The sequence below is a fragment of the Ruegeria sp. CJ3 genome (assembly GCF_056536725.1).
Genome location: NZ_JBQFQE010000002.1, coordinates 455,848 through 476,626 on the forward strand (window position 1 = coordinate 455,848; position 20,779 = coordinate 476,626).

Here is a 20,779-nt window from a genome sequence, read left to right on the forward strand (position 1 = left end):
TTCGTCTCCGGTATGTCTCTACAGCGCTTCGGCGCCGGAAATGATTTCAATCAGCTCGTTGGTGATCACGGCCTGACGCGAGCGGTTGAACTGGATCGTCAGCTTGTCGATCATTTCACCCGCGTTGCGTGTCGCGTTGTCCATCGCGGACATCCGTGCACCCTGTTCAGACGCTCCGTTTTCGAGCAGAGCCGAGAAGATTGCGGTCGCAACCCCCTTGGGCAGCAGATCGGCCAGAATGGCCTCTTCGCTGGGCTCGTAGTCGAAAACGGCACCGCTGTCGTCACCCTCGGTATCCTCGAACGAGGCGGGGATGACCTGCTGTGCCGTGGGGATCTGGGTCACAACGTTGACGAACTTCGAGTAGAAGATCGTGGCAACATCGAACTCACCCCCATCAAAGCGGGACAGCACGTCTTTTGCGATGTCCTGCGCGTTGGAATATCCAAGACGCTTGACCTCGCTCAGGTCGACATGACCCACGAACAGATCGCCAAAGTCACGCTTAAGCGCGTCGCGGCCTTTCTTGCCGACGGTCAGAACCTTGACCGTCTTGCCTTTGCCGCGCAGCTCGTCCGCCTTTTGGCGGGCCAGCTTGGCGATGTTCGAGTTGAAGCCGCCGCACAGGCCGCGTTCAGCTGTCATCACAACCAGCAGATGCACATCATCACTGCCCGTACCACGAAGCAGCTTGGGGGCGCTGTCGCTGCCCCCGACTGATGCTGCCAGCCCCGCCATCACGGCATTGAACCGTTCGGCATAAGGGCGCGAGGCTTCGGCAGATTCCTGGGCGCGGCGCAGTTTTGCAGCCGCGACCATCTGCATGGCCTTGGTGATCTTGCGGGTCGATTTGACCGACTCGATCCTGTTTTTAAGGTCCTTAAGATTTGGCATATGCCCGCCTCTCCCTTAAGCGAAGGTTGCGGCGTATTCGTCAATCGCAGCCTTGATCTTGTCGGAAGCGTCGCCCTTGATCTTGGGATCTTCGTTGGTGATCCAGTCAAGCAGGTCGGCGTGCTTGCCGCGCAGATGCGCCAGCAGGCCAGCTTCGTAACGGCCAACATCGGACACTTCGATCTTGTCAAGGTAGCCGTTGGTACCGGCGAAGATGACGCAGACGATTTCCGCGTTGGTCAGAGGCGAGTACTGCGGCTGTTTCATCAGCTCGGTCAGACGCGCACCACGGTTCAGCAACTGCTGGGTCGCGGCGTCGAGGTCCGACCCGAACTGCGCAAACGCAGCCATTTCGCGGTACTGAGCCAGTTCCAGCTTAACCGGACCGGCGACCGACTTCATCGAGTTGGTCTGAGCCGAGGAGCCCACACGCGAAACCGACAGACCGGTGTTCACGGCAGGACGGATGCCCTGATAGAACAGTTCGGTTTCAAGGAAGATCTGACCGTCGGTGATCGAGATCACGTTGGTCGGAATAAACGCCGAAACGTCACCACCCTGAGTTTCGATGACCGGCAGAGCGGTCAGCGAGCCAGCGCCGAAGTCTTCGTTCAGCTTCGCCGAACGCTCCAGCAGGCGCGAGTGGAGGTAGAAAACGTCGCCGGGATAGGCTTCACGTCCGGGCGGACGGCGCAGCAGCAGCGACATCTGACGATAGGACACGGCCTGTTTCGACAGGTCATCATAGATGATCAGCGCGTGGCGGCCATTGTCACGGAAATACTCGGCCATCGCGGTTGCGGCATAGGGTGCCAGGAACTGCATCGGTGCCGGGTCGGACGCGGTTGCGGCCACAACGATCGAGTATTCAATCGCACCGGATTCTTCCAGTTTCTTCACTAGCTGCGCAACGGTCGAACGCTTTTGACCGATGGCGACGTAGACGCAGTACAGCTTCTTCGACTCGTCGTCGCCAGCCGCTTCGTTGTACACTTTCTGGTTCAGGATCGCGTCCAGAGCCACGGCAGTCTTACCGGTCTGACGGTCACCAATGATCAGTTCCCGCTGGCCACGGCCGATCGGGATCATCGCGTCAACCGATTTCAAGCCGGTTGCCATCGGCTCGTGCACAGATTTACGCGGGATGATGCCAGGGGCTTTGACGTCTGCAACGCCACGCTTGGAGGCATTGATCGGGCCTTTGCCGTCCAGCGGGTTGCCCAGACCGTCAACAACACGGCCCAGCAGCTCGTCACCGATCGGAACGTCCACGATCGAGTTGGTGCGCTTGACGGTGTCACCTTCTTTGATGTCACGGTCGGACCCGAAGATAACAACACCGACGTTGTCGCTTTCCAGGTTCAGCGCCATACCCATGATGCCACCGGGGAATTCGACCATCTCACCCGCTTGCACGTTGTCCAGGCCGTATACACGGGCAATCCCGTCACCGACGCTCAGCACGCGGCCGATCTCGGCCACTTCGGCTTCCTGACCAAAATTCTTGATCTGGTCCTTCAGGATTGCAGAAATCTCTGCAGCTTGGATTCCCATTTATCCGACCTCTTTCATTGCATTCTGTAGGGAGTTCAGCTTCGAACGGATCGAGGTGTCGATCATTTTCGAGCCCACTTTAACGACAAGACCGCCGATGAGGCTTTCATCCACGGTCGCATTGATTGTCACGGTCTTGCCCACACGCTCGGACAGCGTTTTGGACAGTTTATCCAGTTGCGTCTTGGTCAGCGCCTTGGCCGAGGCAACATCGGCGGTCACTTCGCCACGCTCTTCGGCCAGCATGTCGCGCAGAACCTCAATCAGGTTGGGGACGACGAACAGACGCTGTTTCTGTGCCATCAGCGCCAGCGAGTTGCGCAGCACCGGGGACAGGCCCATCTTGTCGGCGATTGCGGTAATCGCGCCTTCCTGCTCAGCCCGCGATACCAGCGGCGATGCGATCAGGTCGCGCAGATCGGCACTTTCGTCCAACGCAGCGGCCAGATCGGTGATGCCGGTTTCCAGACCCGCAAGGTCCTTGTTCTCTTTGGCGATCTCGAAAATCGCGGTGGCATAGCGCTCGGCGATGCCTGTGGAAATCGAAGCTGGTTCGGACACGTCCACCCTTCCGATATTTGAGGCCCCGAATTCGCGTTGCGGCAGCTACGCCGGGGCGTGAGGAAACCCCGTCCTTGAAGGGCGGGGATCAAAATCACCGGGGATGTAGCAGAGCCTTTCCAACCTCGCAATATGCTATAGCGGTAACAGACTTATCCACAAACCCTTAACTTTCAAATACTTACGCCAAGTGCGACCCTTTGGACCGGTTGGGGCAGTTGAAAAATGTTACGAATATGCAGGTTTTTGCGATTCCTGTGACTTTTTTCCCGCATTTTTACCGCCTCGAGGGCACATATTGTTATGCAGGCTTCAACAGGCCATCCAATGCCTTGATCGGGCGTTTCGCGGCATCTTTGGTCACGCTCCCGCTGGGTGGACGGACCAGCTTGCTGACCTCGACCATCAGAACGCCGCCGGCCATGATCGTCGGGATGCGCTGGCCTGTTTTCTCGATCAGGTTGCCGGATTTCAGCCAGAAGCGGCGGAACGACGGGGGCAGGTAGAGCGCCGAGCAATGGCTTTCGGGAACGAAATGATGCGCCCGTAGCAGCTTTTCGAGCTGGGTCATCGAATAGGGATGGCCAAAGCCAAACGGCGTGCGGTCGGACCGCGACCACAGCCCGGCTCGGTTCGGCACCACAAACAGCGCCCGACCGCCCGGCCCCAGCACCCGCCAGCATTCCTTGAGCACCATGCTGGGACGTTCCGAGGTCTCAAGCCCGTGCATCACCACCAGCTTGTCCACATGGCCGGTCTCGATAGGCCACAGCGTCTCTTCGGTCAGAACCGAGACATTGGGCATCCCCGCAGGCCAAGGCATCACGCCCTGCGGGCCGGGCATCAACCCGATAACGCGGCGCGCATCGGCCAGATAGGGGCGCAACAGCGGCACCGCGAATCCGAATCCGGCCACCGTCTGTCCTTTGGCCTCGGGCCATAGGTCAACCAGCCGCCCACGGATCGCGGCCTGCGCTGCACGGCCCAACGTGCTGCGATAGTAAAAATTCCTCAAATCCTGCACATCAAGATGCATTGCGGACACCCGGTCAATCGGCTTAGCTGGGCGCAGTCTAGCAATGAAAGGGTAAAAGGCCATGCCTCTTGAGATCATCACCATCCCCTGCCTCAGCGACAACTATGCCTTTCTTGCCCATGACCCCGCTAGCGGAGAAACCGCGCTGGTCGATGCCCCCGACGCGACCCCCATTCTGGCCGAACTGGACGCGCGCGGCTGGACGCTGAGCCACATTCTGCTGACCCACCACCATGACGACCACATCGCCGGAGTGCCCGCCATTCTGGCCCGCCACCCCGCACAGGTCTTCGGAGCCAGTGCCGATCAGCACCGACTGCCCAAGCTGGACCGCGCCGTGGCCGAGGGCGACAGCTTTGCAATCGGGGCCGAGACAGTGCGGGTGCTGGATGTCTCCGGCCATACCCTTGGCCATATCGCCTTTTACATGCCCGACACCGGGGCGGTTTTCACTGCCGACAGCCTGATGGCACTGGGATGCGGCCGCCTGTTCGAAGGCAAGGCGCCGCAGATGTTTGCCTCACTCAGTAAGCTTGCGGCCCTGCCCGACGAAACAATCGTGTGTTCGGGGCATGAATACACGCAGTCAAACGCCAAATTCGCCCTGACGGTGGACCCCGACAACCCGGCCCTGAAGGACCGCGTGGCCGATATCGACCGCGCCCGCGCCGCCGGAAAGCCCACTGTTCCTTCCACTTTGGCACTGGAAAAGGCCACAAACCCATTTTTGCGTGCAAATGACCCGGCGATTCAGGCGCACCTGGGCATGACAGGGGCTGACCCGGCGTCAGTTTTTGCCGAAATCCGCGCCAGAAAAGACCGGTTTTAGGCAGGTTAGGCCCCTCTTCACGGCCACGGTCACAGGAAATTAGACTGTCAAGTGCAAGAAAACCCTTGAAGCCGCGCCGGGATCAACCAAACTCTAATAGTATGAGGACATGGTTTGGATGGGGATCCGGCCGACGCCTGCCCCCTTCCTGCCCAATACAGAGGAGCACCCGCGTGCCTTCATTCTCGAGCACACTGGAACAAGCCATTCACGCGGCCCTTGCGGCGGCGAACGAACGGCGACACGAATTCGCAACGCTGGAGCATCTGCTTCTGGCGCTATTGGAAGAGCCCGATGCGGTGCGCGTCATGAAAGCGTGCAGCGTCGACCTGGATGAATTACGCCGCACCCTGGTCGAATTCATCGACGAGGATCTATCAAACCTCGTCACCGATATCGACGGGTCCGAAGCCGTTCCCACGGCGGCCTTCCAGCGTGTGATCCAGCGGGCTGCGATCCATGTCCAAAGTTCGGGCCGAACCGAGGTAACCGGAGCCAATGTGCTGGTGGCGATCTTCGCCGAACGCGAAAGCAACGCGGCCTATTTCCTGCAAGAACAGGACATGACCCGCTATGACGCGGTGAACTTCATTGCCCATGGCGTCGCCAAAGATCCAGCCTATGGCGAAAACCGTGCCGTAACTGGCGCGGATGAAGTCGAAGACGAGGTGCAGGCCCAGTCCGGAGAGTCGGACCAGAAGGAAAGCGCGCTTGGAAAATACTGCATCGACCTGAACGCCAAGTCGCGGGCCGGGGATGTCGATCCGTTGATCGGTCGCTCGGACGAGGTGGAACGCTGCATTCAGGTGCTCTGCCGCCGCCGCAAGAACAACCCGCTGCTGGTCGGTGATCCGGGCGTTGGCAAAACCGCCATTGCCGAGGGTCTTGCGCACAAGATCGTCGCGGGCGAGGCCCCCGATGTGCTGTCGGAAACCACGATCTACTCGCTCGACATGGGCGCGCTGTTGGCAGGCACCCGCTATCGCGGTGATTTCGAGGAACGGCTGAAAGCGGTGGTGACCGAATTGGAAGATCATCCCGACGCGGTACTGTTCATCGACGAAATACATACAGTGATCGGTGCCGGTGCCACCTCGGGCGGCGCTATGGACGCGTCGAACCTGCTGAAACCAGCCCTGCAGGGCGGCAAGCTGCGCACCATGGGCTCGACCACGTATAAAGAGTTCCGTCAGCATTTCGAGAAAGACCGCGCGCTGAGCCGCCGATTCCAGAAGATCGACGTGAGTGAGCCCTCGGTCGAGGACAGCGTAAAGATCCTGCGCGGCCTGAAACCCTATTTCGAAGAGCATCATGCGATCAAATACACCGCAGATGCGATCAAGACCGCTGTGGAACTGTCGGCGCGTTACATCAACGACCGCAAGCTGCCGGACAAGGCCATCGACGTGATCGATGAGGCCGGTGCCGCGCAACATCTGCTGGCCGAAAGCAAGCGCCGCAAGACCATCGGCGTGAAAGAGATCGAGGCCGTCGTTGCCAAGATCGCGCGCATTCCGCCGAAGAATGTCACCAAGGACGATGCCGAGGTTCTGAAAGACCTTGAGACCTCGCTGAAACGGGTGGTGTTTGGTCAGGATGAGGCGATTGAGGCACTGTCCAGTGCGATCAAACTGGCCCGCGCCGGCCTGCGTGAACCCGAGAAGCCCATCGGCAACTACCTGTTCGCCGGCCCGACCGGTGTGGGTAAGACCGAGGTTGCCAAACAGCTGGCCGATACGCTGGGTGTCGAGCTACTGCGCTTCGATATGTCGGAATACATGGAGAAACACGCGGTTTCCCGTCTGATCGGCGCGCCTCCGGGCTATGTCGGGTTCGATCAGGGTGGCCTGCTGACCGACGGTGTGGATCAACACCCGCATTGCGTGCTGCTGCTGGATGAGATCGAGAAAGCACATCCGGACGTGTTCAACATCTTGCTGCAGGTGATGGACCACGGTGAGTTGACCGACCACAACGGCCGTACGGTGAACTTCCGCAACGTGGTCCTGATCATGACCTCGAACGCGGGCGCGCAGGAACAGGCCAAGGCCGCCATCGGCTTTGCCCGTGACCGTCGCGAGGGCGAGGATACCGCCGCGATCGAACGCATGTTCACACCGGAATTCCGCAACCGTCTGGACGCCGTGATCTCATTCGCGCCGCTGCCGAAAGAAGTGATCCTGCAAGTGGTCGAGAAATTCGTCCTGCAGCTTGAAGCGCAATTGCTGGATCGCAACGTGACCATCGACCTGACGCCCAAAGCCGCCGAATGGCTGGCAGACAAGGGCTATGACGACAAGATGGGCGCCCGCCCGCTGGGCCGCGTCATTCAGGAACACATCAAGAAGCCTCTGGCAGAAGAACTTCTGTTCGGCAAGTTGGCTAAGGGTGGAGTGGTGCGTGTCTCGGTCAAGAAAGGTGATCTGAACCTTGAAATTCTGGGACCGGACCAGCCTCGCATTCCGGGTGATAAACCGCCGCTGCTGACAGCGGACTGATTTAAAGACCTTGGAAGACAACAGCGCCCGCCCTTCGGCGGGCGTTTTCGTTTAGCGCTCGGTCAGTTTCAGCTCAATCCGGCGGTTCTGCGCACGCGCTTCGGGGGTGTCCGCGGGATTGACCGGCTGGAACTCCCCAAATCCGTTGGCCGCGAGCCGGTTGGGCGGGATACCTAACGCATCAACCATGAACCGCACCACCGACAGCGCGCGACCCTGGCTAAGCTCCCAATTGTCGCGATACCGCCCACTGCCCGCCAATGGTACGTTGTCCGTGTGCCCGTCGACGCGAATGACCCAATTCAGACCCTCGGGGATTTCCGCAGCGACGGTTCGCAAAATCGCGGCCACTTTGGCGACCTCCTGACGGCCCTCGGCGGATAAGGTGGCAGATCCAGTATCGAACAGCACCTCAGACGAAAACACAAAGCGGTCGCCTTCGATACGTACGCCTTCCTGATCGCCCAGCACATCGCGCAGTCGCCCAAAGAATTCGGACCGGTAACGCTGCAAATCCTCGGCCTGCGCGGTCAGTTCCTGATTTTGACCAGCCAGCTCTTCGGCCTCGGCCTCAAGCCGGACGCGCTCGGCCTCTTCCAGCAGGCGGCGGCGGCGCTCTTCCGAGGCCGCACGGGCGAGGGCCGCATTCAGATCCTGCCCCAGCGTCTGGATCTGGATCTCTGCCGCTGCGTTGCGGTCTTCATAGTCATCCAGCAACGCCTGCAGCGCCCCCAGTTGATTGCGCAGGGCCGACATCTGCTGGTTCAACAAGGCCGTCTGACGCTGGGCCTCGGTCGAGATTTCCTTTTCCGACGCCAGCGCGCCTTGCGCCACGGCGAGCAGCGCCGCGCGCTCTTCGGCCAGCGATCTCTGCGCGTCTGCCTGCGCCTGGGCTTGCGTTTGCGCATCCAGCGCTGCCTGTAGCTGAGCCTTCAATTCTTCAGGGTTGAGCTCGCCAAACTGCTGCTCAAGCGCGGCTTTTGCGGCTTGCGCGGCGGCCAGCAGGGTCAGTGTCTCTTCGGCCTCCCTCCGCTGCGCCTCAAGCGCCAGTGTCATGGCGGTCAGTTCGGCATCCGCATCCTGCAACCGGTCGCGCAGAGTTTCGGCGGCCGCGGCTTCCGCAAGACGGGCCGCTTCTTCATCAGTCAGTTGCTCGGTCAGTTCCGCGATCTGCGCCTCTTGCGACGCACCAGTGTTTTCAAGGTCCGCGACCAGAGCCTCAAGCGCCTCGCGACGCGCGGCAGCCAAGCGCGCCGCCTCGGCCTGAGCGTCAATTTCACTTCGGCTTTGCGCTAGGGCAAGGTTCAAAGCATCCTGTTCGGTCAGCAGTTCGTCACGCTGCTGCAACAGCGCCTCCTGCTGGGTCACCAAGGCGGCGATGTCATCCCGCGCCCGTTCCTGATCCGCCAGCAGGGCGGCAACTTGCGCCTCGAAACCCGTGATGCGGGATTGCGCCTGTGTCAGTTCGTTCTCGACCTGCCCTAGTGTCGTATTCAGCGTGCCCAAACGCGCCTGAAGGCGGCTATTTTCGCGTTCTTCCAGACCCAAAGCACCGGCCAGCGCCGCGACTTCATCTGACAATGCGGTCAGTTCGTCCTCTTGCCCCGAGATGGTTTCGCGCAGCACGAACTGGACGATCATGAAGATGGTCAGCACGAAGGTCAGAACCATCAAAAGCCCTGTCATCGCATCAACGAAGCCGGGCCAGACAGAGCCCGAGAATCGTTGACCGGTGCGACGCGACAGGGCCATCTTTTATTCCCCGTCCGACGGCGTGCGCACAGCCCCGCGCGGCAGCGTCAGGGCCTTGACCAGCAGTTCGAAATCCTTGCGCAGCTCGTTCATGCTGTCCTGGCGACCCGCTGAGATCTCTTCCAGAATCCGCAGCAACTGCACGTCCATCGACCGCAGGCGCATGCGGCTTTCGGCATCGATCCCCTCACCCGCGCCATGTTCGCGCATGTGATCCAGCAGCGCGTCCTGTCCCAGCGCCACACGTTCCAGCGCGGCGGCCACGCCCTCGGTCTGGGCTTGCCGCTGGTTCATGTCGGTGATCGCATCCACAAGATGGCCCAGCTTGGTCGAGGCCTCGGTGCGATCCTGCTCCTGTGCCGAAAACAGGTCCTGCAGCGCGTCCATCTGTTCCGACATGGCATCCAGCACGGGCGTCAGCACCGCCAGTTCCGCGCCGCCTTCATCCCCCGCCGCAAAACCAACACGGGTGATCGAGGACAGCCATTCTTCTAGCTCGCGATAGAATCGGTTTTGGCCGTGGCCTGCGAACAATTCTAGCAGGCCGACAATCAATGATCCGGCAAGACCCAGCAGAGACGAGCCGAAGGCAACGCCCATACCCTGCAATTGAGCCTCAAGCCCGGTCATCAGGCGGTTGAAGACGGCCAGACCTTCCTCACCCTCCTGCGGGTTCAGGCTGCGAATGGTGTCGACGATGGCCGGGACGGTGGTCGCCAGACCAAAGAACGTGCCCAATAGGCCCAGATAGATCAGAACATTGGTGATATAACGCGTTATCTCGCGCTCTTCCTCGACCCGCTCAGCAACGGAATCCAGGATCGACCGGGTGGAACTGGAACTGATCTGCGACCGCGCCCCGCGTGCCCGCAACAGCGACGCCAAGGGGGCCAACAGTTGCGGCGGACGCACGTCGTCGCGTTCGACCCCACCCACAAATGCCTCAATCCAGCGTACCGAGCCGATCAGTTGTGTCACCTGCAGGAAACAGGCCGCCACGCCGATCACAAAGACCAGCAGGATGAAGCCGTTCAGATACAGGTTGGCCTGAATCACGGGCAGCACGTAAGGCAGCGCCATAAACACGCCAAGGCCCGACAGCCCGATTGCGATCAGCATCATGAGGATTTGACGGATCGGCTGCGAGAAGTGCGGTCTCACGCCTTGTTGTGCCTGCGCCATGCGCGTGGCTCCCGGTATTGTCTGCTCTGGACTGAACCTATCGAAGTTCAGGGCATGACGCCAAGGGTTTATGCGCCGAGGGCGCGCACCCGTTGCGACAACCACTCAAGGTCGGGGTCATGCAGGCCGATCTCGCTCAGATGTGACGCGGTGTTGTAGAGGTATTCGTCGTTTGGACCACGCCCGCCAACCGCGTGTGCGATGATCTGGGCCTGCTCTTCCAGTGGTAGGCCACCGCAATACTGCACATGATGCGCGTCGATCACGTATGTCACCGCGTTGACAACCTCACCCGTGTCCAGATGCACGTCCAGCATCCGTTCAAGATAGGCGGATGAGATCAGTTCGCGTTCGCGCAGTTCTGCCAGCGTTCGGTCTTCATGCCCAGCCTCAACAGCAAGCGCCAGACCGGTGCAGCGGGCCTTGGGCTGTTCGTCGAGGGCCAGCACCAGTCCGGGCTCTTCCTCGGTGCCGCGATGGTGGATCGAGCGCATGCAGAACGACCGGGCATAGCCGTGCAACGTGGCGCTCTCGCTGCGGGCCACCGGAAAGCCGGGATTCCACAGCAACGATCCATATCCGAAAACCCACATCGTCATAGCTCTGGTCCTTGCCCGTTTGGCCCTGTAAACACCAAATCCGAGGCAGGAAAAAGGGCCATTCATCATGCGGCGTCTGATACGCGTACTTGTGTTCATTGCCCTCGCGTGGAGCGCCTATTGGTTTGTCGCAGGCTACGGGCTGCGCAATGCCATCACCGGATGGTTCGATCACCAGCAGGAACTGGGCTGGCAAGCCGATTATTCGGATGTCGCCACTGCCGGGTATCCGCTGCAGCACATCACGCGCCTGAACAATCCCGCGCTGGCCGATCCGGTGAACGGAACTGCCTGGAGCGCCGACTGGATCGAATTCGAAAGCCCCGCCATCTGGCCCGGTCGTCAGATGTTGCGCTTTGCCAGCACGCCACAGCGACTGTCCTATTTCGACCAGACCACCACCGTTCAGGCCGAGGGGATGCAGGCCGAACTGCATCTGCAACCCGGTGTCGCGCTGGTGCTTGAACGGATGGCCCTGACCGCCGGGCGCTGGCTGATCTCGGATGAGCAGGCCCCGCAGGCTGGCGGGCAAAGCCTCAGCCTGATCATGGCGCAATCCGGAACGCCCGAAAGCTACAGCATTACCGCAAAGGTCGACGGCTTCACGCCGGGCGACGAGCTGCGGCGGCTGATGCGCTCGGCCTCGTCGCTGCCGCAGTCGTTTGAGACACTGGAACTGGACACGTTCATCACCTTCGACAAGCCATGGGATCGCAGTGCCCTTGAACAAGGTCGCCCACAACCGGTCGCGATTGATCTAAGGCTGGCCGAGGTGAAATGGGGCGAGCTACGGCTGTTCGCAACCGGCGAACTGGACGTTGACGATCAGGGCATTCCCACCGGAGAGATCGCGGTCAAGGCCGAGAACTGGCGTGACATGGTTGCCATGGCGAACGCCGCCGGGGCACTGCCCGATCAGGCGGTGGATCCGGTGACGCGGGCGCTGGGGTTCATGGCCGGTCTTGGGGGCAATCCCAACGCGCTGGATTTGCAGCTGAACTTCCGCGACGGGTTTGTGGCTTTGGGGCCGCTGCCCTTGGGCCCTGCCCCACGGCTGATCCTGCGTTAACGGCAGTAGGGGCCGGTGCGATAGCGAGCCGTATCCAGATGGAAATGATCCCGGTGATACCGGTCCGAGTTTGGTCCCAGCACTGTCCCAAACGGCCCGCAGGCCCCGCGCCAGACCTTGACCAACTGCTTCTGCGAAGGGTTTTTGCGCCATCCGTCCAACACGGTCACCATCTCTCCGTCCGCCATACGGAACCCCGAGATATCGATGGCCCGCCCCTTGCCATGCTCAGATATCCGCGCACCCTTGCGGTTGTTCCGGGTTCGGCAAGCGTAGTGCGCCGCCACCTGTAGCTCGACCACGGGACCGCGTCGCTTGAACGTGGGCTTGACGGTCTTGTCGACCCATTTGTTCAGTGCCTTCGCCGTGCCGCAATCCATAGTCGACGGGCGGCTCAGTTTCACTCCGCCGACCGAAGTGATCTGCACCGCATCTTTGATCCCGCAGGCTTTGATCTTGCCATTCACGCGACCCACCGGCTTGCCCTGAATATCGATATCTCCGCATACCGAGGTCTTGCGCAACTTGCGTTTCTTGAACAGAATCTGTTGTTCCATTTCATCAGATCGCGGATAGGGCCGGATTGAATTCTCCGGGCCCAGCAACGGCGAGTCTGCCGGTCGAATAGCTGCCGCCGTTACCTGCGGTGAGACAGGTCGCAATGCGGGACGTATTTTTGCCGGCACGATGATCGTGCTCGTGTCAGACGATGTGGGGCGCTTCAACGGGACAAGAGAGGTTTCGGGCGCGGCCGCATTCAGATGCGTCGCCAGAATGACGAAACCGATCGCAAGACAGCCGCTCAACCCTCTCATGTGGATGTTTTCCCCCGCCCAAAATCCGGCGCGTCCGTGTCCTGCCCCGCGTCGATGATGCCGCGGCGGATGGCACGGGTGCGGGTGAAATAGTCAAACAGCTGCTCTCCGTCACCGGTGCGGATCGCCCTTTGCAGTGCAAAGAGTTCCTCGGTGAAACGGCCCAGAATTTCAAGCGTCGCGTCCTTGTTGGTCAGGAACACATCGCGCCACATGGTCGGATCCGAGGCCGCGATCCGGGTGAAATCCCGAAAGCCCGCCGCTGAATACTTGATGACTTCGGTATCCGTCACCCGCCGCAGATCGTCGGCAACACCAACCATGGTGTAAGCGATCAGGTGTGGCGCGTGTGACGTCACCGCCAGCACAAGGTCATGGTGATCGGCATCCATTTCATCGACATTCGACCCCATGCCTTCCCACAGCGCGCGCAGACGGGCGATGGCGTCGGGGTCCGATCCTTCGACCGGCACCAGCAAGGACCAGCGGTTGTCGAACAGCTCGGCAAAACCGGATTCCGGCCCGGAATGCTCGGTCCCGGCCAGCGGGTGGGCGGGGATGAAATGCACGCCTTCGGGGATATGGGGTGAGACAGACTCGATCACATGACGCTTGACCGAGCCTACATCAGACACTGTCGCACCCGGCTTCAGAACCGGTGCCATCTGCTCTGCAACAGCGCCCATCGCACCAACGGGCACACAGAGCACGACCAGATCGGCGCCTTCAACGGCCTCTTGCACCGTGTCGCACACGCGGTCGCACAGGCCGATGCGGCGTGCGGTTTCACGGGTTGCATCCGAGCGGGCATAGCCGGTGACCTCTCCGGCCAGCCCTGCGCGTTTCATTGCCCAGAACATGGACGAGGCGATCAGGCCCAGCCCGATCAGCGCCACGCGGTCGTAAATCTGGCTCATGCAGCGCCCCCTTTGAACGCGGTAATGGCTGCAACCACGCGGCGGCAGGCCTCTTCATCGCCCACGGTGATCCGCAGCGCATTTGGCAGGTTGTAGCCCGCAACCCGTCGCACGATCAAACCCTGAGTTTTGAGATAGTCATCGCAGGCCTCCGCCTCGGCCTGATCGGCAAAACGGGCAAGGATGAAATTGGTGCAGGACGGGTCCGAAGGCACACCAATCTTAGCCAATTTTTCCGACATCCAAACCCGCAGACGTGCGTTTTCGGATTGGCAAAATCGCAGGTAGTCTTCATCCTGCACCGCAGACTCAGCCGCCGCCAAGGCGGTCAGCGACAAGTTGAACGGCTGACGCACGCGGTTCAGCACATCGATGATTTCTTTCGCCGCATACCCCCAGCCCACGCGCATCCCGCCAAGGCCGTACACCTTGGAAAACGTCCGGGTCATGATCACGGTCTCGAACCGATCAGCCAGCGCAGCCCCACCGTCGAAGCCATCGACGAACTCGGCATAGGCCCCATCCAACACCATCAGGCAGTTGCTGGGCAGAGCATTGGCCAGACGCTCCAATTCGGCCTCAGAGATCATGGTCGAGGTCGGATTGCCCGGATTGGTCACGAAAACGATCCGCGTCTTGTCGGTCACAGCGCTTAGGATGTTATCCACATCCACTTGCCGATCCCGCTCGGGCACCATCACCGGCGTGGCCCCCGCCATGCGCGCGATGATCGGATACATGGAAAATCCGTGTTCGGTGTAGATCACCTCGTCCCCCGGTCCGGTATAGGCCTGCGCCACGAATTGCAGCACCTCATCACTGCCCACTCCGCAGATCAGACGGTCGGCGTCCAGCCCGTGCCGCCGCGAGATCGCGCCCCGCAGGCTGGCATGGTCGGTGCTGGGATAACGATGCAAGGTCGCGGCACTATCGCGTACCGCTTCAATCGCCTTGGGGCTTGGCCCGAACGGATTTTCATTCGAGCTGAGCTTGATGACCTCGGCCACCCCGGCCACATGAGACTGACCGCCCTGATACAGCGCGATGTCCATAATGCCGGGTTGAGGTATGGGTTTGGTCATGAGGGGCTCCGTTCCTTGCGCCCCTCATACCCGTCTCAACGGGTTGAGAAAAGTGGCAATTCCCTCAGGCCGCCTTGAAGCGGGCCGTCGCCGGATCGGCGTTGTAGAACGGCGCGAATTCCTCGGTCCGGCGGGACAGGTCATTGACGCTGTCGATGATGAACTGAACCGTCTCTTCGCTCATGAGATACGAGAAATTCAGACGTACCCAACCGGGTTTCTTCATCTCTTCCCCAGCGGACAACGCCGCATGCAACTGCTCCGAGGTTTCGCGATCAATCCCCAGCAAACGGTGCGCATAAGGCCCCGCGCAGGCGCAGCCTCCCCGCGCCTGTATCCCGTAGATATCGCTGAGCATCCGCGTAAACAGCTGCTGATGCACGGGCTGCCCAGCACTGTCCCGTACAAGGAATGAGAAGATCGGCAAGCGATGCGTATTCTCAGTGCCCAGCAAGGTCAGGTGCGGATTGTCCGACCAGCCCTCGATTGCCATTCGATTGTAAAGCGCCTCGCGCCGGGCGATCTCATCCGTTCCGACCGCATCCTTGACCATAAACGCCAGCGCAGCGCGGATGTCTCCGATAACATTGGGCGTGCCCGCCTCTTCCCGCGTCGCAAGATCGGTACTGTAATCATGCCGCCAGGGCGAGACAAAGCTAACGGTCCCCCCACCCGGCCAGCTTGGGCAGCTGCGTTGCACCGCTTTCTGATTGACCACCAGCACCCCGGACGCCCCCGGCCCGCCCGGAAACTTGTGCGGAGAGACCACGATCGCATCCTTCCGCGCGCCGTCCGCCCCCATATCCATCGGCAGGTACGGCCCGCCACCAGCATAATCCCAAACCGCCAACGCCCCATGCGCCTTCAGCAGCCGGGTCACCGGATCCGGATCAGTGATAATACCCGTGACATTGGAGGCCACCGAGAACGACCCGATCACCAGATCAGCACCCGCGTGTTCGACCAAGGCCGCCTCAAGCGCCTGCATATCCAGCCCGCCTTGCGCTGCTTCGGGGATCTCCACCACCTCAGCCTTGCTCTCTCGCCATGGCAAGATGTTTGAGTGATGCTCATACGGCCCGATCAGCACAACCGGTCGGTCAGCCTCTTGCACTCCCAGCAGGCTGACCAACCGGTTGAGACCCGCAGTAGCACCGGACCCGGTGAAGATCACCGCATCCTCTTCCCTGGCACCAACGATACGGGCGATCTCAGCCCGCGCCTCACGGCGTAAACGGGTCATATACGACCCACAATAGGAGGCTTCGGTGTGGCTGTTGGCATAAAACGGCAGCACGTGTGCTGCCACAAAATCCTCAACCTGCCGCAACGCCCGGCCCGAAGCGACGTAGTCCGCATACACAAGCGGTACGTCCTTGTTCAGCCCGGGGATCAAGACCCCCTCACCGATCAACCCATCGCGCAGAGTATTTCCGTGAGCTGCAGATTGAATTTCCGCGCGAAAAATGGACAAGGTCATTGCAAACTCCGTATTGCTAAACTCAATGTGATTGATACGGAGCGCGAAAACCTCACCTATTTTTGTATCATATCCTAGTTTTTTGTGTCATATGATCTTTCATGGCAGATAAAATCGATCAAATAGACAAGCGCGTCCTGAAAGAGCTGCAGAAAGACGCCACGCTGTCCCAACGCGAGCTGGCGGATCGGGTTGGCTTGTCCCAGAACGCCTGCTGGCGACGACTGAAGGCACTAAATGACAACGGGGTACTGCAAGGCTCGTCAGCACGGATCGCGCGCGAGAAGCTGGGGCTCAACCTCGTGGTCTTTGTCATGCTGCGCACCCGCCATCATTCGGCCGAGTGGTTGCAGGCCTTTCGCAGCCATGTTCTGACCATACCCGAGGTGGTAGATTTCCACCGCATCGGCGGCGACTATGACTATCAACTCAAGGTCGTCACGCAGGACATGACCTCATATGACAAGGTCTATCAACGCCTGATCGAAAAGGTCGAACTCGACAGCGTGACCTCCTACTTCGCCATGGAGGCCATCGCCGAAGGCCGCCCCCTCCCAATCTGATCCAGATCTTCATCTGGCCAAAAATATCCCGGGGGTGTCGCACAGCGACGGGGGCAGAGCCCCCATCCAAACAAAAAAAGACCGCGCTGAAAGCGCGGCCCTTGTTTTCTCGATATCGGCGAAGATCAGTTCTTCGCGTAGAATTCAACAACCAGGTTCGGCTCCATCATCACGGGATAAGGCACATCGCCCAGACCCGGAGCGCGCACGAAAGTCGCTGTCATTTTCGAATGATCGGCGTCGATGTAATCAGGCACATCACGTTCAGCCAGCGCAACCGCTTCCAGAACAACAGCCAGTTGCTTGGACTTGTCGCGCACTTCAATCACGTCGCCTTCTTTGACGCGGTAGCTGGGGATGTTGACCCGCTTGCCGTTCACTTTGACGTGGCCGTGGTTCACGAACTGACGCGCAGCAAACACGGTGGGGACGAACTTGGCGCGGTAAACAACGGCGTCCAGACGGCGCTCCAGCAGACCGATCAGGTTTTCACCGGTGTCGCCTTTGACACGCTCAGCTTCAGCATAGATGCGGCGGAACTGCTTCTCGGTCAGGTCGCCATAGTAACCTTTCAGCTTCTGCTTGGCGCGCAGCTGCAGACCGAAGTCCGACAGTTTACCCTTGCGACGCTGGCCGTGCTGGCCGGGGCCGTATTCGCGACGGTTGACCGGGGATTTCGGACGACCCCAGATGTTTTCGCCCATCCGGCGGTCGATTTTGTACTTGGCAGACGTGCGTTTGGTCACGGCTGATCTCCTTCGTTTAGGTCGAAGGCGCTCCCCTGCTAAGGAAGTAAGCGCCTACTATGAAGGGCGTTGTCCTCTTGAGGTTTCCCCCATGACAGGCATCCCCTTGCGGGGGCCACCAACACCAATGAAGCCGCGCTTATATCCGGGCCGGACGCAGAGTCAACACAGCACGGCACCCAATCGGGAAAAATCCGGCATTGAGGGATAAAGGCCTATTCGGCGGCGAACGCAACCGCGCCGGGCAGCGCCTCGGGGGCCTCTCGACCTACAGATGGGAATGCGACGATCTTGTGATCATCCTCGCGACCGACACAGACGGGTTCGATCATCTCGGGGGCCGCGCTGATCCAGAACTCCTGCCCTGGTGCAGGGCACCCTTCTGCAAAAATCAGCATCGGCGTGGCCTCGCCCGCGACACGGATCACTTCGGCAACAAATCTCTGTGCCCCGTTGGAGAATTCAAGCCTGGCGCAATCGTCAATCGCCAGCCCCGCACTGGTCACCTCGGCGCGCGCGGCCAAAAGTGACGCAGAGCTGACCTGTTGCACGCCTTGGCCTTCCTGCACCGCCAGCGTCACACCGCGTCCACGCCACGACCATGCCGCGCCAACCAGAAAATCGGCAAGAGGCGCTGCCTCCAGCCCGTCGACTTCCGTCTGAGTCAAAGATATGGCTATCTGACCGTTGAAACCGGTTCTCATCTACCCGCCCGCACTATTACACATCCCACCTGTAACGCGACCTGTGTATCAACGATAAAATGGGCAGAAAAGAGACCGAATTGCAGCATTCACAAAAATGTTGCTTAGGAACAAGATCAGATTGAGACCTCGACGGGTGCGCGCACCATCACTGCCGCTGGGTCACCCGCATTTCGAATGTCCGCAACTGCGGCAGGTCATGCACCCCTCGATCATCACCATGTCAAACTGGCCGCAGGAAGGGCACGCCTTGCCACGCGGAGCGTCCATGTTGACCACCTGAGCCTGCGGGTCGGATTTCAGGCCCATACCCTCGCCTTCCAGAAAGCCGATATTGATCATGTGCTGCTCGATGACCCCACCAATCGCGGCCAGAATCGACGGGATGTACTTGCCCTTCACCCAGGCCCCGCCGCGCGGATCGAACACGGCTTTCAGTTCCTCGACTACAAAGGACACATCCCCGCCCCGCCGGAACACCGCCGAGATCATCCGGGTCAGCGCCAGCGTCCAGGCATAATGCTCCATGTTCTTCGAGTTGATGAACACCTCGAACGGACGCCGCCGCCCACCGATGACGATGTCGTTGATCGTCAGATAGATCGCATGTTCGCTATCGGGCCATTTCAGCTTGTAGGTCGACCCTTCCAGCGACTGAGGCCGGTCCAGCGGCTCGGACATATAGATGACGTCGCCGCCATCGACTTCCTGCGGCGCATCCGCGCTTTCACCGGGCGCTTTATCGGCGCTCTCGGAAACGGTCAGCACCGAGCCGGTCACGTCATTGGGGCGGTACGTGGTACAGCCCTTGCAGCCCTGATCCCAGGCCTGCATGTAGACATCCTTGAATGCGTCGAAACTGATATCCTCAGGGCAGTTGATCGTCTTGGAAATCGAACTGTCGATCCATTTCTGTGCCGCCGCCTGCATCTTCACGTGATCGGACGGGGATAGCGTCTGCGCATTCACGAAATAGTCCGGCAAACCCGTATCGCCGAACTTGTCGCGCCACATCTGCACGGCATAGTCCACCACCTCTTCCTCGGTGCGCGAGCCATCTTTTTGCAGCACTTTCCGCGTGTAGGCATAAGCAAAGACTGGTTCGATCCCCGAAGACACGTTCCCGGCATACAGTGAAATCGTCCCCGTCGGCGCAATCGAGGTCAGCAGCGCGTTACGGATACCGTGTTCGCGGATCGCGTCGCGCACATCGTCATCCATCTGCTGCATCGTGCCACTGGCTAGATATTTCTCGGCGTCAAACAAGGGGAACGCCCCTTTCTCCTTCGCCAATTGCACCGACGCCAGGTACGCGGCGCGGGCGATGCTATGCAACCAGCGCTCGGTCTGACGCGCCGCCTCGTCGGACCCATAGCGCAGGCCCAGCATCAGCAGCGCATCGGCCAACCCGGTCACGCCCAGCCCGATGCGACGCTTGTCCTGCGCTTCGGCTTCTTGCTCGGCCAACGGGAATTTCGACGCGTCCACCACGTTGTCCATCATCCGAACCGAGGTTGCGACCAAGTCCTGCAGCGCCTCTTCATCCAGATGCGCGGCGTCCTCGAACGGCTCTGCCACCAGACGCGCCAGGTTGATCGACCCCAGCAGACAGGCACCGTAGGGCGGCAGAGGCTGCTCGCCGCAGGGGTTCGTGGCCGCGATGGTCTCAACATAGCTCAGGTTGTTGGCCGCATTGATCCGGTCGATGAAGATCACACCCGGCTCGGCATAATCATAGGTGGCCTGCATGATCTTATTCCACAGATCACGGGCTTGAACCGTGTGATAGACCTTGCCATCGAACGCCAGTTCCCACGGTCCGTCGGCCTTGACGGCTTCCATGAACGGGTCCGTCACCAGCACCGACATATTGAACATGCGCAAGCGCGCGGGGTCGGATTTGGCGGTGATGAATTGTTCGATATCCGGATGATCGCAGCGCATCGTCGCCATCATCGCCCCCCGGCGCGAGCCTGCGGACATGATCGTGCGGCACATGGCGTCCCACACATCCATGAACGACAATGGCCCCGAGGCATCTGCCGCAACCCCTTTCACATCTGCGCCACGCGGGCGGATGGTCGAGAAATCATAGCCGATCCCGCCGCCTTGCTGCATCGTCAGCGCGGCCTCTTTCAGCATGTCGAAAATACCGCCCATGCTGTCGGGCACAGTTCCCATGACGAAACAGTTGAACAGGGTCACCTGACGCGCAGTCCCCGCCCCTGCGGTGATGCGACCGGCAGGCAGGTATTTGAAATCTTCCAGCGCGGTATAGAACTTGTCCTCCCAATGCGCCGGGTCCTGTTCGACCCGCGCCAGATCACGCGCGATGCGGCGCCACGTGTCCTCGACCGTCTGGTCAATCGGCGTGCCATCCGCCTGCTTGAAGCGGTACTTCATGTCCCAGATCTGCTCGGCGATGGGGGCGGCAAAGCGGCTCATTGGTGATTCCCTGTGCTGAATGAGATCGCCAGCCTAGCACCCACTAAACCTTG

Annotated in this window: 18 protein-coding genes; 4 read left to right on the top strand and 14 right to left on the bottom strand. The window is 60.5% G+C overall.

Annotated elements, in window-relative coordinates; all coding sequences use genetic code 11:
- Window positions 1-18: 18 nt before the first annotated feature.
- The 4 genes from ACR0J1_RS05420 to ACR0J1_RS05435 all read right to left on the bottom strand — a co-directional run bounded on the left by ACR0J1_RS05420 (window position 19) and on the right by ACR0J1_RS05435 (window position 4,045).
- Entirely contained in the window at window positions 19-894 is an 876-nt protein-coding gene (locus ACR0J1_RS05420) for a F0F1 ATP synthase subunit gamma (protein WP_480731202.1), read from the bottom strand.
- A 15-nt stretch (window positions 895-909) separates the two neighbouring features.
- Window positions 910-2,448 (bottom strand): F0F1 ATP synthase subunit alpha, encoded by a 1,539-nt coding sequence (gene atpA / locus ACR0J1_RS05425; RefSeq protein WP_480731204.1) that lies wholly within the window; start codon window positions 2,446-2,448, stop codon window positions 910-912.
- Window positions 2,449-3,009: a F0F1 ATP synthase subunit delta gene (locus ACR0J1_RS05430; protein WP_480731205.1), complete on the bottom strand. Its 561-nt coding sequence runs from the start codon at window positions 3,007-3,009 to the stop codon at window positions 2,449-2,451.
- Between the two features lie 301 nt (window positions 3,010-3,310).
- On the bottom strand, window positions 3,311-4,045 hold the full coding sequence (locus ACR0J1_RS05435; RefSeq protein WP_480731207.1) for a class I SAM-dependent methyltransferase: 735 nt from the start codon (window positions 4,043-4,045) through the stop codon (window positions 3,311-3,313).
- A 61-nt stretch (window positions 4,046-4,106) separates the two neighbouring features.
- Between ACR0J1_RS05435 and gloB the strand changes: the two genes are divergently transcribed.
- Both gloB and clpA read left to right on the top strand, forming a co-directional pair.
- A complete protein-coding gene (gloB, locus tag ACR0J1_RS05440) occupies window positions 4,107-4,874 on the top strand; it encodes a hydroxyacylglutathione hydrolase (RefSeq protein ID WP_480731209.1) in 768 nt (255 codons plus the stop codon).
- Window positions 4,875-5,047: 173 nt separating this feature from the next.
- Window positions 5,048-7,372, top strand: coding sequence for an ATP-dependent Clp protease ATP-binding subunit ClpA (gene clpA, locus ACR0J1_RS05445; protein WP_480731211.1), 2,325 nt, complete (start codon window positions 5,048-5,050; stop codon window positions 7,370-7,372).
- Between the two features lie 51 nt (window positions 7,373-7,423).
- Here clpA and ACR0J1_RS05450 read toward each other — a convergent pair whose 3' ends face one another.
- From ACR0J1_RS05450 to ACR0J1_RS05460, 3 genes are all read right to left on the bottom strand, one after another.
- The gene (locus tag ACR0J1_RS05450; protein ID WP_480731213.1) at window positions 7,424-9,124 is read right to left on the bottom strand and encodes a peptidoglycan -binding protein; all 1,701 of its coding nucleotides are present in this window, start codon (window positions 9,122-9,124) and stop codon (window positions 7,424-7,426) included.
- Window positions 9,125-9,127: 3 nt separating this feature from the next.
- Window positions 9,128-10,306 carry a biopolymer transporter ExbB gene (locus ACR0J1_RS05455; protein WP_480731215.1) on the bottom strand — a complete coding sequence of 393 codons (1,179 nt, stop codon included), beginning with the start codon at window positions 10,304-10,306 and terminating at the stop codon, window positions 9,128-9,130.
- A 68-nt stretch (window positions 10,307-10,374) separates the two neighbouring features.
- The gene (locus ACR0J1_RS05460; protein WP_480731216.1) at window positions 10,375-10,905 is read right to left on the bottom strand and encodes a gamma-glutamylcyclotransferase; all 531 of its coding nucleotides are present in this window, start codon (window positions 10,903-10,905) and stop codon (window positions 10,375-10,377) included.
- Between the two features lie 67 nt (window positions 10,906-10,972).
- Between ACR0J1_RS05460 and ACR0J1_RS05465 the strand changes: the two genes are divergently transcribed.
- Entirely contained in the window at window positions 10,973-11,974 is a 1,002-nt protein-coding gene (locus tag ACR0J1_RS05465; protein WP_480731217.1) for a DUF2125 domain-containing protein, read from the top strand.
- On the opposite strand, the gene ACR0J1_RS05470 is transcribed toward ACR0J1_RS05465, so the two are convergent.
- The 4 genes from ACR0J1_RS05470 to ACR0J1_RS05485 form a co-directional block, all read right to left on the bottom strand.
- Window positions 11,971-12,789, bottom strand: coding sequence for an extensin-like domain-containing protein (locus tag ACR0J1_RS05470; protein ID WP_480731218.1), 819 nt, complete (start codon window positions 12,787-12,789; stop codon window positions 11,971-11,973). The two genes, ACR0J1_RS05465 and ACR0J1_RS05470, sit on opposite strands and share 4 nt — an antisense overlap.
- Entirely contained in the window at window positions 12,786-13,706 is a 921-nt protein-coding gene (locus ACR0J1_RS05475; protein WP_480731220.1) for a prephenate/arogenate dehydrogenase family protein, read from the bottom strand. The genes ACR0J1_RS05470 and ACR0J1_RS05475 overlap by 4 nt, the downstream gene beginning before the upstream one ends.
- Window positions 13,703-14,788 (bottom strand): histidinol-phosphate transaminase, encoded by a 1,086-nt coding sequence (gene hisC, locus ACR0J1_RS05480; RefSeq protein ID WP_480731222.1) that lies wholly within the window; start codon window positions 14,786-14,788, stop codon window positions 13,703-13,705. Before hisC ends, ACR0J1_RS05475 begins: the two co-directional genes overlap by 4 nt.
- Before the next feature lie 64 nt (window positions 14,789-14,852).
- The gene (locus ACR0J1_RS05485) at window positions 14,853-16,268 is read right to left on the bottom strand and encodes an aminotransferase class V-fold PLP-dependent enzyme (RefSeq protein WP_480731223.1); all 1,416 of its coding nucleotides are present in this window, start codon (window positions 16,266-16,268) and stop codon (window positions 14,853-14,855) included.
- A 101-nt stretch (window positions 16,269-16,369) separates the two neighbouring features.
- On the opposite strand from ACR0J1_RS05485, the gene ACR0J1_RS05490 reads away from it, so the two are divergent.
- Window positions 16,370-16,831: an Lrp/AsnC family transcriptional regulator gene (locus tag ACR0J1_RS05490; RefSeq protein ID WP_480731225.1), complete on the top strand. Its 462-nt coding sequence runs from the start codon at window positions 16,370-16,372 to the stop codon at window positions 16,829-16,831.
- Between the two features lie 125 nt (window positions 16,832-16,956).
- Here ACR0J1_RS05490 and rpsD read toward each other — a convergent pair whose 3' ends face one another.
- The 3 genes from rpsD to ACR0J1_RS05505 form a co-directional block, all read right to left on the bottom strand.
- Complete coding sequence (gene rpsD, locus ACR0J1_RS05495; RefSeq protein ID WP_480731227.1) at window positions 16,957-17,577, bottom strand: 30S ribosomal protein S4; 621 nt, start codon at window positions 17,575-17,577, stop codon at window positions 16,957-16,959.
- Between the two features lie 215 nt (window positions 17,578-17,792).
- Window positions 17,793-18,245 carry a hypothetical protein gene (locus ACR0J1_RS05500; protein ID WP_480731229.1) on the bottom strand — a complete coding sequence of 151 codons (453 nt, stop codon included), beginning with the start codon at window positions 18,243-18,245 and terminating at the stop codon, window positions 17,793-17,795.
- Window positions 18,246-18,443: 198 nt separating this feature from the next.
- The gene (locus ACR0J1_RS05505; RefSeq protein WP_480731231.1) at window positions 18,444-20,726 is read right to left on the bottom strand and encodes an adenosylcobalamin-dependent ribonucleoside-diphosphate reductase; all 2,283 of its coding nucleotides are present in this window, start codon (window positions 20,724-20,726) and stop codon (window positions 18,444-18,446) included.
- Between the last annotated feature and the right edge of the window lie 53 nt (window positions 20,727-20,779).